This is a genomic window from Croceicoccus sediminis, assembly GCF_007570835.1.
In the GTDB taxonomy this organism is placed as follows: Bacteria; Pseudomonadota; Alphaproteobacteria; order Sphingomonadales; family Sphingomonadaceae; genus Croceicoccus; species Croceicoccus sediminis.
The window spans coordinates 525,196-534,945 of record NZ_SUNC01000003.1 but is presented as its reverse complement, the minus strand read 5'-3'; the positions used below and the strand labels follow the sequence as shown (position 1 = coordinate 534,945).

General features: G+C 63.5%; 10 protein-coding genes. 4 read left to right on the top strand and 6 right to left on the bottom strand.

The genetic code is table 11. The features are described from left to right. The 4 genes from FAX90_RS13160 to thrS all read left to right on the top strand — a co-directional run. A partial coding sequence (locus FAX90_RS13160) for an OmpA family protein (protein WP_144097837.1) occupies positions 1-406 on the top strand: 406 nt, incomplete at its 5' end. A gap of 111 nt (positions 407-517) precedes the next feature. After that, positions 518-1,747, top strand: a complete 1,230-nt coding sequence (locus FAX90_RS13155; RefSeq protein WP_144097836.1) for a Bcr/CflA family multidrug efflux MFS transporter — start codon at positions 518-520, stop codon at positions 1,745-1,747. A gap of 122 nt (positions 1,748-1,869) precedes the next feature. After that, positions 1,870-2,286: a hypothetical protein gene (locus FAX90_RS13150; protein WP_144097835.1), complete on the top strand. Its 417-nt coding sequence runs from the start codon at positions 1,870-1,872 to the stop codon at positions 2,284-2,286. Between the two features lie 265 nt (positions 2,287-2,551). Next, positions 2,552-4,549, top strand: coding sequence for a threonine--tRNA ligase (gene thrS, locus FAX90_RS13145; protein ID WP_144097834.1), 1,998 nt, complete (start codon positions 2,552-2,554; stop codon positions 4,547-4,549). Between the two features lie 82 nt (positions 4,550-4,631). Here thrS and FAX90_RS13140 read toward each other — a convergent pair whose 3' ends face one another. From FAX90_RS13140 to yihA, 6 genes are all read right to left on the bottom strand, one after another. Beyond that, positions 4,632-6,515, bottom strand: a complete 1,884-nt coding sequence (locus tag FAX90_RS13140; RefSeq protein WP_144097833.1) for a S8 family serine peptidase — start codon at positions 6,513-6,515, stop codon at positions 4,632-4,634. A 101-nt stretch (positions 6,516-6,616) separates the two neighbouring features. Further along, entirely contained in the window at positions 6,617-7,258 is a 642-nt protein-coding gene (gene parA / locus FAX90_RS13135; protein ID WP_144097832.1) for a ParA family partition ATPase, read from the bottom strand. Between the two features lie 190 nt (positions 7,259-7,448). Further along, on the bottom strand, positions 7,449-7,661 hold the full coding sequence (locus tag FAX90_RS13130) for a hypothetical protein (RefSeq protein WP_144097831.1): 213 nt from the start codon (positions 7,659-7,661) through the stop codon (positions 7,449-7,451). Positions 7,662-7,909: 248 nt separating this feature from the next. Then, entirely contained in the window at positions 7,910-8,584 is a 675-nt protein-coding gene (locus FAX90_RS13125; protein ID WP_144097830.1) for a glutathione S-transferase family protein, read from the bottom strand. Positions 8,585-8,651: 67 nt separating this feature from the next. Continuing rightward, entirely contained in the window at positions 8,652-9,068 is a 417-nt protein-coding gene (locus FAX90_RS13120) for a GFA family protein (RefSeq protein ID WP_476695895.1), read from the bottom strand. Position 9,069: 1 nt separating this feature from the next. After that, positions 9,070-9,750, bottom strand: a complete 681-nt coding sequence (gene yihA / locus FAX90_RS13115) for a ribosome biogenesis GTP-binding protein YihA/YsxC (protein WP_144097829.1) — start codon at positions 9,748-9,750, stop codon at positions 9,070-9,072.

The window sequence follows — 9,750 nt, the reverse complement described above, 5'->3', positions numbered from 1 at the left end:
GCCCCCGCCGCCCCCGCCGCCCCCGCCGCCCCCGCCGCCGCCGCCGGCAGCGGTCTGCAACACGGGCCCCTACATCGTGTTCTTCGATTGGGATTCGGCTGAGATCACCCCTGAGGCTGCAAGCATCCTCGACAGCGCCGTTGCGGCTTATGCCGATTGCGACAGCGTTCCGATCATGCTCGCAGGTTACACCGACCGTTCGGGTTCGGTGCAGTACAACATGGGTCTGTCCGAGCGTCGTAACGACTCGGTCCAGTCCTACCTCACGGCCCGCAGCATCCCGGCATCGGCCATCACGAGCGAAGCTTTCGGTGAAAGCAACCCGCGCGTGCCGACCGCCGACGGTGTTCGCGAACTCCAGAACCGCCGCGTGGAAATCACGTACGGTCCGGGTTCGGGCATGTAATCTTTCCGATCACTCGGAAACGAAACACAAGAAAGGGGTCGGCTCACGCCGGCCCCTTTTTTCGTTGGCTGAGCGCATCCGAACCGCTTGCCTGCACGGCGGAAGGCTGAAATGGCGGACGGCGTGAACAATGCGCGGACCACGACCGATTGGCGCAACTTGCGCCTGCTTGCGATCCTCAGCGCGCTGATCGGCTTCGCATCCATCTCGACAGACCTGTATCTGCCGGCGATGCCAGCCATGGCGCGCGCCCTGAACGCGGGGCTGGGCGCGACCGAATGGACCGTTTCAGGCTATCTGGTCGGCTTCTGCATCGGCCAATTGATCTGGGGTCCGTTGGGCGACCGCTATGGCAGGCGCATTCCGGTGGCCTGCGGCATCGGCCTATTCGTGATCGGTTCGGCGGCCTGCGCGCTGTCGCAATCGATCGAAGCGGTCATTGCCGCACGCTCGGTACAGGCGCTGGGCGCATCGGCGGGCGTGGTGCTTGGCCGCGCGATGATTCGCGATCTTTACACCGGCGCGCGCGTGGCGGAGATGATGTCCACGCTGATGACGGTCATGGCGCTGGCCCCGCTGATCGGGCCGTTACTGGGCGGGCAGATCTTGCTGCTGGGCGGCTGGCGGACGGTCTTCTGGTGCCTCGCGGGTTTTGGCTTGCTGATCCTTGCCACTTTGCTCACGCTTCCCGAAACACTGCCGCCCGCGCGGCGCCAGTCGATCGGTCTGGGTGAAGCGCTGGGCAGGTACGCCGCGCTGCTGAAGGACCGGCGCATCCTTGCCTACACTGGCGCGGGCGGATTTTTCTATGCCGGGATGTTCGCCTATATCGCGGGCTCTCCTTTCGCCTATATCGACTATCACGGCCTGCCGCCGCAGGATTATGGCTGGCTTTTCGGGCTCAATATCCTGGGCATCATGACGGGCACCTACGCCAATGCGCGGCTGGTCCGCCGATATGGCGCCGACGCGATGCTGAAGGCAGGCCTTTTGCTGGCTGCCATCGCCGGGCTGGCGGTCGCGATCGTAACGATGACCGATCTCGGCGGGTTGCCCGGCCTCGTCGTCGGCCTGTTCTTCTATACCGCGCCGGTCGGCTTCGTGATCGCCAATTCGTTGACGGGAGCCATGGAGATCGCGCCGCACCGTGCAGGCGCGGTTTCTGCTCTGGTCGGGGCGTTGCAATATGGCTGCGGCATCTTCTCCTCACTGCTCGTCGGCGTCTTCGCCGATGGCACTCCGCGCGCGATGGGCGTTATCGTCTTCGTGTCATCGATAGCCGCCCTTGGCAGTGCCATGTTTCTTCGCCGCAGCCACGTGGCGGAGGTGCAAAATGGCTGACACGTGCCAACCCACCGGACTGGCGGCTGAAAATCTCAGTGGCGCTGCGTTTTTGGCGGATCGGGAAAACAGGCGTATGATCGCGGCGTGGTAACGCGCCTTCGTGCGCAAAGGGGGTCTCGATGGTCAGGAAAATCGTTCTAGCGGCAGGCGCACTTGGCGCCTTGATGTTCGTGCCGGGCACTGCAATCGCGCAGGATGCCGCCGAAAGCGCGCTAATCCTCGGCGGGACCGGGCAGGCGACCGGCAGTTCGCAGCGCAGCCTTGGCCGTTCGATCGCCGGTTCGATCAACCGGGCCAGCAGCGCGATCAGCACGACACGCCAGGCCCGTTCCGTCCGCCCGCGCGCCCCGTCGCGCCGGGGCGGCAGCAGTGGCGGCTATGCCGTACCGGCAGGCGTCGATGCGCTGGAAGGAACCGACGCGGAAACCTACGACCTCGCCAACGGCAATGCGATCCGCGTCAGCGGCGGTTTCCGCCCCGGACAGGGTTCGCACTGCGTCGAAAACTGCAAGACCCCGCCCGCCGCTGGCGAGTAGCGGGCAAGAGGCATGACAGGCGCGCCGTCAGGTGCTAGACGCGCCGTCATGGCAAATATGCTGACAACCACGACGACTACCACCACCCGGACTACCACCGGGCGGACGGTCGCGCGCTAGTTTCAGCCAGCCACCGCCGCCCGTAGCCATCGGGCAAGGGCGGCGTCTCCTTTTCCCGACAAGCGAAACCATCCAGACGCCTCTTTGCGTGCGGGCCGCCATGTGCCATGGCCCGCCGTACATTCGAATTCGAGACGAAGAGACGATGACGGAACTGCTCAAGATCAGCCTGCCCGACGGTTCGGTGCGAGAGATGGAACAAGGCTCCACCCCGGCGGATGTCGCCGCCGCGATCGGGCCCGGCCTTGCCAAGGCCGCGATCGCCGCCAAGGTGGACGGCGAACTGGTGGACCTGTCGCGCCCCTTCACGGGCGATGCGCAGCTTGCCCTCGTCACCTCGCGCGACGAGGAAGAGGCGCTGGAACTGGCCCGCCACGACTATGCCCACGTCCTGGCAGAGGCGGTGCAGGCCCTGTGGCCCGGCACGCAAATCACCTTCGGCCCGGCGACCGACGACGGATTCTACTACGACGTGATGGCGCCGTCTTCGCGCGAGCCGTTCTCCATGGACGACCTTCCCGCCATTGAGGAAAAGATGCGCGAGATCATCAAGGCGGACAAGCCGCTGCGCCGCGAGGTGTGGAGCCGCCAGCAGCTGATCGACAAGTGGCAGGCCGAGGGCGAGACGTTCAAGGCCGAATGGGCCGCCGAACTGCCCGAGGGCGAGGAACTGACCGTTTACTGGTCGGGCGAGGACTGGCTCGACATGTGCCGCGGTCCGCACCTGCCCTCGACGGGCAAGCTGGACCCACAGGCGTTCAAGCTGATGCGCGTGGCAGGTGCCTATTGGCGCGGCGACCAGAAGAATGCGCAGCTGACGCGTATCTACGGCACCGGCTGGCTGAACAAGAAGCAGCTAAACGCCTATCTGACGCGGCTGGAAGAAGCCGCCAAGCGCGACCACCGCAAACTGGGCCGCGAGATGGACCTGTTCCATCTTCAGGAAGAAGCGCACGGATCGGTTTTCTGGCACCCGCACGGCTATGTCATCTGGCGCGAGCTGGAGGCATACATGCGCCGGGCCATCGATGATGCCGGCTATAACGAGGTGAAGACCCCGCAGGTCATGGACGCGCGCCAGTGGGAGCAGTCGGGCCACTGGGGCAAGTACCGCGAGAACATGTTCGTCATCCCTGACGAGGTGCCGAACGTGGAGGATGAAGGCCCCATCGTGTCGGACGACGCTGACTGGATGGCGCTCAAGCCGATGAACTGCCCCGCGCACGTCCTGATCTTCCGACAGGGGATCAAGTCGTATCGCGACCTGCCGCTGCGCATTTACGAGAACGGTTGCTGCCACCGCAACGAACCGCACGGCGCGCTGCATGGCCTCATGCGCGTGCGTCAGTTCACGCAGGACGACGCGCATATCTTTTGCCGCGAGGACCAGATCGTGGACGAGGTCCGCGCCTTTTGTGAACTGGCGGACCGGGTCTACAAGGACTTTGGCTTCACCTATTCGATCAAGCTCGCCCTGCGCCCCGAAAAGCGGTTCGGCAGCGATGCCGACTGGGACAAGGCCGAGGAAGAACTGCGTAACGCGGTTCGCGAGGCGGGTCTGGCCACCGAAGAATACGGCTGGGAAGAACTGCCCGGTGAAGGTGCGTTCTATGCGCCGAAGCTGGAATGGCACCTTACCGATGCCATCGGCCGCACCTGGCAGGTCGGCACGATCCAGTCGGACCGCGTCCTGCCCGAACGGCTCGATGCGACTTACGTGGGTGAGGACGGCGGCAAGCACCGCCCGGTCATGCTGCACCGTGCGATCTTTGGCTCCTACGAGCGGTTCATCGGCATCCTGATCGAACATTTCGCGGGCCGCCTGCCGGTCTGGCTGGCTCCGGTTCAGGCCGTGGTCGCGACGATCGTATCGGATGCCGACGGCTATGCGATGGAAGTGGTCGAGAAGCTGAAGGCGGCGGGCATCCGTGTCGAAAGCGATCTTCGCAACGAGAAGATCAACTACAAGGTGCGCGAACACTCCCACGCCAAGGTCCCGCACCTGCTCGTCGTCGGGATGCGCGAGGCGGAGGAGGGCACCGTTGCCGTCCGTACGCTGGGCCAGCAGCACCAGAAGGTCATGCCGCTGGATGAAGCGATCGCGATGCTGAAGACCGAGGCGAGCGCGCCCGACCTTCGCTGACGTCGCAAACGCGAAAAAGAAAAGGCGCGGGCCGCGTGATGCAGCCCGCGCCATTTTCTTTGGCCCGGTCCGGAGGCCGGGGTCAGTCCATGCTTTCCAGCATGGCGACAGCGGCCTTGGGGTTGATATTGTTGCGGCGTCCGTCCTCTGTCGGCGTCGCGCTCTCGATGATGATTTCCTTCACTTGCGTCGGGGTGAGCGAAGGATCGATCGCGATCAGCTTTGCCGCAAGGTTCGCAACATTGGGCGATGCCATCGACGTGCCGGAAAACGGGATCGTGCGACCGCCCGGAACGTAGCTGGGCACTTCGAAGCCATTGGCATGGACGAGGACATTCTCGCCATAGCTGGTGAAACCGGTTTCATCGCCCGCCTGGTCGACCGCGCCCACGGTCAGCATGTTGGGTAGGACGAAGCTGGACGGCATGGATTCGTCGAAACTGTTGGAACTGTCCGAATTGCCGGCGGCGGTCACGAACAGGATGTCGGGCGCGCCTTCGATCGCCTTGAAGAGCGCGTCGCGTTCAATTTCGAACAGTTCGCGGGCCATGGCCTTGCGCTCCTGCGCATCCTTGCCCATTCCGTGCTTTTCCAGTGCCGGTTCGTATCCGGCCGGTGATCCGCCCCAGCTCATGTTGACGACACGCACGTTGTTCTTCTTGAACCAGTCGACGGTCGCCTCCATCGACGCGGCCCCGCGCTCTGCCAGTTCAACGGTCGGCTTCGGCGGCATGGTTTCCCAGTTGAACGTCATGCGGCCATAGGCCAGCCGGATCGCCGGGTTGCCGCGCGCGGCGATCCCCGCGACGTGCGTGCCGTGCGAGTAGTTGCCGAAGAGGCCCAGCATTTCGAAATAGTCCTGCGTTTCCTCCGGCTTGAGGTTGGCGATGCGCGCGGCAACGGCGTCGGCCTCGGGGCTTTCGATCGAGTTCTGGAGGTCGCTGAGCCCCTTCATGTCGTCCTGCATCCCCGGATAACGCGCTTCCTGCGCATCGGTCAGCGGCTGCAGGTCGCCCAGTTCCGGATTGGCAAGAAGGTCGAAGGCGATGCCGCTTGCGTCCGAAGTCTCGGTCGGCGTTGCGCCGGTGTAGACCCGGCCCGGAAACAGGTCGAGGTCGATGCCCGAATCCCAGACGGCGACGACCACGGGGGTCAGGTCCTCATCGTCCGTCAGCGTCACTTCGCGGTCGGCCCAGATGTCGGGCTTGCGCACGTCGCGCGCTGCGATCTGCTTCGACAGCACTTCTGCCGTTTCGTCCGCAACCGGAACCCAGCGGTCCATCGAATAGCGCAGGTAAACCAGCGTCGTCGCCGCATCCTGCGAGATATTGCCGCCGTTCGCCTCGTACACAGGGTCCAGATCGACCTGCGCCGTACCCAGCAGCCGCCCGGTACCCGCGATCAGCGCGCTGCGCTTCATCGTCTTGAGGCTGGTGCCCACTATATCCCACGGCAGCTCTTCCACCGCATTGTCGAGGTAGCTGCGATAGGCCATTTCATAGACTTCGCCGTTCGACGCTTTGGCCTGTTCGGTAGCGTGGATCATCGCTTCCTCGCGCAGGCCGTTGATGAGCCGCGCATCAGGCTTTTCTTCAAGCGCGCGTTCCTGCCCGATGGTTTTCATCGCCGCCGAATCGTTGCCTTTCAGCAAGGCGATCTTGCCCTTGAGGTCGAGAATGCTGCGCATCGTCGCCTTGTCGTCGATCCGGTACTTGGCCAGCGTATCGTCGATATCGGCTTCTACCCGCGACGCGAAAGCGTTGAACGTCGCATCGTCGGCGACGAGAAGCGCGCTCGGCTTCATGTCGATCTTGTAGGTAAAGCGCGGCAGATCGTCCTGTGTCGTGACGATGATGCGCCCGTCTTCGGCTCGCGCCGCTTCGGAAGCGTCCTGCGCAAGGGCTGGCATGGCGACAAGCGATGAACAGGCGAACAGGGTTGCGGCCAACAAACGGCTTTTGAACATGAAATTCCCCCAATCCGAACCGGCCGGAGTCTCCGGCGCTGGATGGGGTCAAGGCTGCGTCAAAGTGAATTTGATCGCAAGTGAAACCTTGTCGCGAACGTTCAGAACTTCTTGCCGACTTTCATTCCGACGGTCTTGCAGACCCATTTCCAAAGCTCGCGCACTTCTTCGGCGGCCTTGCTCTCCGGGTCGAATTCGGTGGCGGATTCGCCGTCGCCCGATGCGCGGTGAAACGCGGCGCGTTCGCCGAACATGACGGGGCAGACCTTCAGGCCCAGTTCCTCGACCCTGGCCCTGGCATCGCCCACCATCTTCGTCGCGCGGGCGGGGACGCCGTTCATCAGGACATTGCCGTCCTTGCCCACGAACTGCAGCATTTCCGCCGTCGCCTCCAGCGCGTGAAGGTCGAACGCGCGCGGGCGGCTGGGCACGAGCACGAGGTCGGCGGCCTTGATCGCCTCTCGGGCAGAGGCGTCGGCATGCGGCGGGGTGTCGATAACAACCAGTTCGACCCCATTGGCCAGCTGCTTCTCGACCGTGCGGGCAAGTCGGGCAGGGGGGCTGGTCACGACTTCGGGCAGGAAATCTCCGCGCCAGTCGGCCCATGCCGCGGCGGTGGCCTGCGGGTCGGTGTCGACCACGATCGTCTTCTTGCCGGAATAGGCGCCCGCGGTGGCGAGGTGCAGGGCAAGCGTCGTCTTGCCCGATCCGCCCTTCTGGCTGACGATGGCAATAGTCGGCATTGTCTGGCTTTCCCCATCATGCGGGCCGGTCGCGGCCCGGGTTTCAGGGCCCCATGTTACCCGTCAAACGGCGGGATGGGAAGAAAAATGCTGCACTTGCGAAAAGGTGGGCGCGATCAGCCTGATTAAGGCAACGAAAAAGGCCCCGTTCCACAAGGGAACGAGGCCTCTTTCGCGAAGCTTCGCTAGATTACTGAGCGGCGGCTTCGGTTTCTTCGGTGACGACGGCTTCAGTCGCTTCAACGGCCGGGGTCTCGGTGGCGTCAACCATCGGCTCTTCGGCGACGGGCTCTTCAACCACTACTTCGGTCGCTTCGACTTCGGGTTCAGCAGCTTCCTGGCTGCAGCCAACGAGGGCGAAAGCGGTTGCAGTTGCGAGGAGGGTGAGTGCAGTCTTCTTCATGGCAATATTCCCTATGCGCCAGTCTCGAAAGCGAGCGCGCAAGTGCAATATACGCCATGTTGCGGCGCAATGTCCATATTCTCGCCACATTTCAAACAATTTTACAAGCAACTGATTTATAGTGATTTATTATCCGTCTGGCTGCTTATGGCGCTTGTCTCCATTTCAAGATTGCACGCCCAATCAGTAGCACAAGGCGCGATCAAGACGGCTGATATTGAGGTTAGGCCATAGACCGGCCTTTGCGTTCAGTCCGCGACTTCGAACGCCTCGATCTTCCAGTCTTCCTGATCCGCGCCTTCGATCCATTGTTTCATCCAGTCGTGTTCCCACATCGCTTCCATGTAGGCCTGGGCAAAGCCGGGGACGCCGATGCCATAAGTGATGAACCGGCTGACGACGGGCGCGTAGAAAATGTCCGCGGCGCTGTAGGTGCCGAACAGGAACGGGCCGCCATGGCCGAACCGGCTGCGCGCCTCTGCCCATAGCGAGAGGATGCGGATGATGTTCGCCTTCGCCTCGTCCGGGATCTCGTGACCTTCGATCCGGCGGCGCACGTTCATCGGCATTGCACGGCGCAGCGGCAGGTAGCTGGAATGCATTTCCGCGACCATCGACCGGCAAAGGCCGCGCGCGACAGGGTCCTTCGGCCAGAACCGGTTGCGCCCGTTTTCCCCGCCGATCTTGTCGGCAAGGTGTTCCATGATGGCGAGGCTGTCCCAGATGACCACGTCGCCGTCCCACAGGATCGGGACCTTGCCCGAAGACGGCTGCACGTCGTCCCAGTCGCGCTTGGCCGCTTCCCAGTCCTCGCCGCTGATGTTGACGGTGATTTCCTCGAAGGAAAGGCCGGACTGCTTGCAAGCGAGCCAGCCCCGCAGCGACCAGCTGGAGTAGTTGCGGTTACCGATGATGAGTTTCATGAAAACGCCCCGTTATCTGAACAGCGGGGTTAGCCGGGGTCGAACAAACTGTCGAGTGTCGAAGCTGTCAGTCGAGCGCGCCGAGAACGACACTATCCCTGACGTAATCGAACGGCCCCTTGCCGTCCCAGTCGCGCCCGTTGGGAAAGCGCAGTTCAACGCCTGCAACGTCTTCGGGATTCACCAGCCGCATGTTGATGCCCATGATCGTGTCGCCATGCATGGCCACCATCGCTTCGGTCAGGCGGAAGTGCGTGGTGGTGCCGCAGCGGGGGCAGAAGTGGAGTTGTGCGCCGGCGTCGGCCTTGTCGGATCGCACGAAACTGTGTGTCTCGCCGCGAACCGCTGCATCGGCAGGAGCGGCATAGGCCCATCTCGCTCCGGTCGAACGGCACAGGCGGCAATTGCATTCGTGCAGGTATTCGGGACGCCGGTTCAGTGTGACTGTCACCGAACCGCACAGGCACTTTGCCTCGATCGGCAATTCAGCCGCCTTCGGCGCTCTTCAGGACGAAACCGCGCAGTTCCTCGATCCCCATGCCCTTTTCGGAACTGGTGACCGAGATTTCCGGATAGGCACCGGCATGCTTGCGCGCTTCGGCCATTACTTTCTCGATGGTTTTGGCAAGTTCGCTCGCCTTCACCTTGTCGGACTTGGTCAGCACGACGCGGTAGGAAACGCCGGCGATGTCCATCATTTCCATGACTTCTAGGTCGACCGGCTTTACCCCGTGCCGCGCATCGATCAGCAGCAGGCAGCGTTTCAGCACCTGCCGGCCACGAAGATAGTCGTTCACGAGGTAGCGCCACTTCTTCACCACGGCGGGCGGCGCCTTGGCAAAGCCGTATCCGGGCATGTCGACCAGCCGGAATTCGGGCGGCGCCTCGCCATCCTCGGACCCGCCGACGTTGAAGTAGTTCAGCTCCTGCGTGCGACCTGGAGTGACCGAGGTGCGCGCGATCGCCTTGCGGCCCGTCAGCGCGTTGAGCAGCGAGGACTTGCCCACGTTCGACCGGCCCGCGAAGGCGATTTCCGGCACCGTCGGTTGGGGCAGGAACTGCAGCGCGGGCGCCGATAGCAGGAACGTCACGGGCCCGGAAAAGAGCTTGCGCGCGCGCTCCTCGTAAAGGGCCTGGCCGGGGTCTTCGGGAAGCGATTCTTCCAC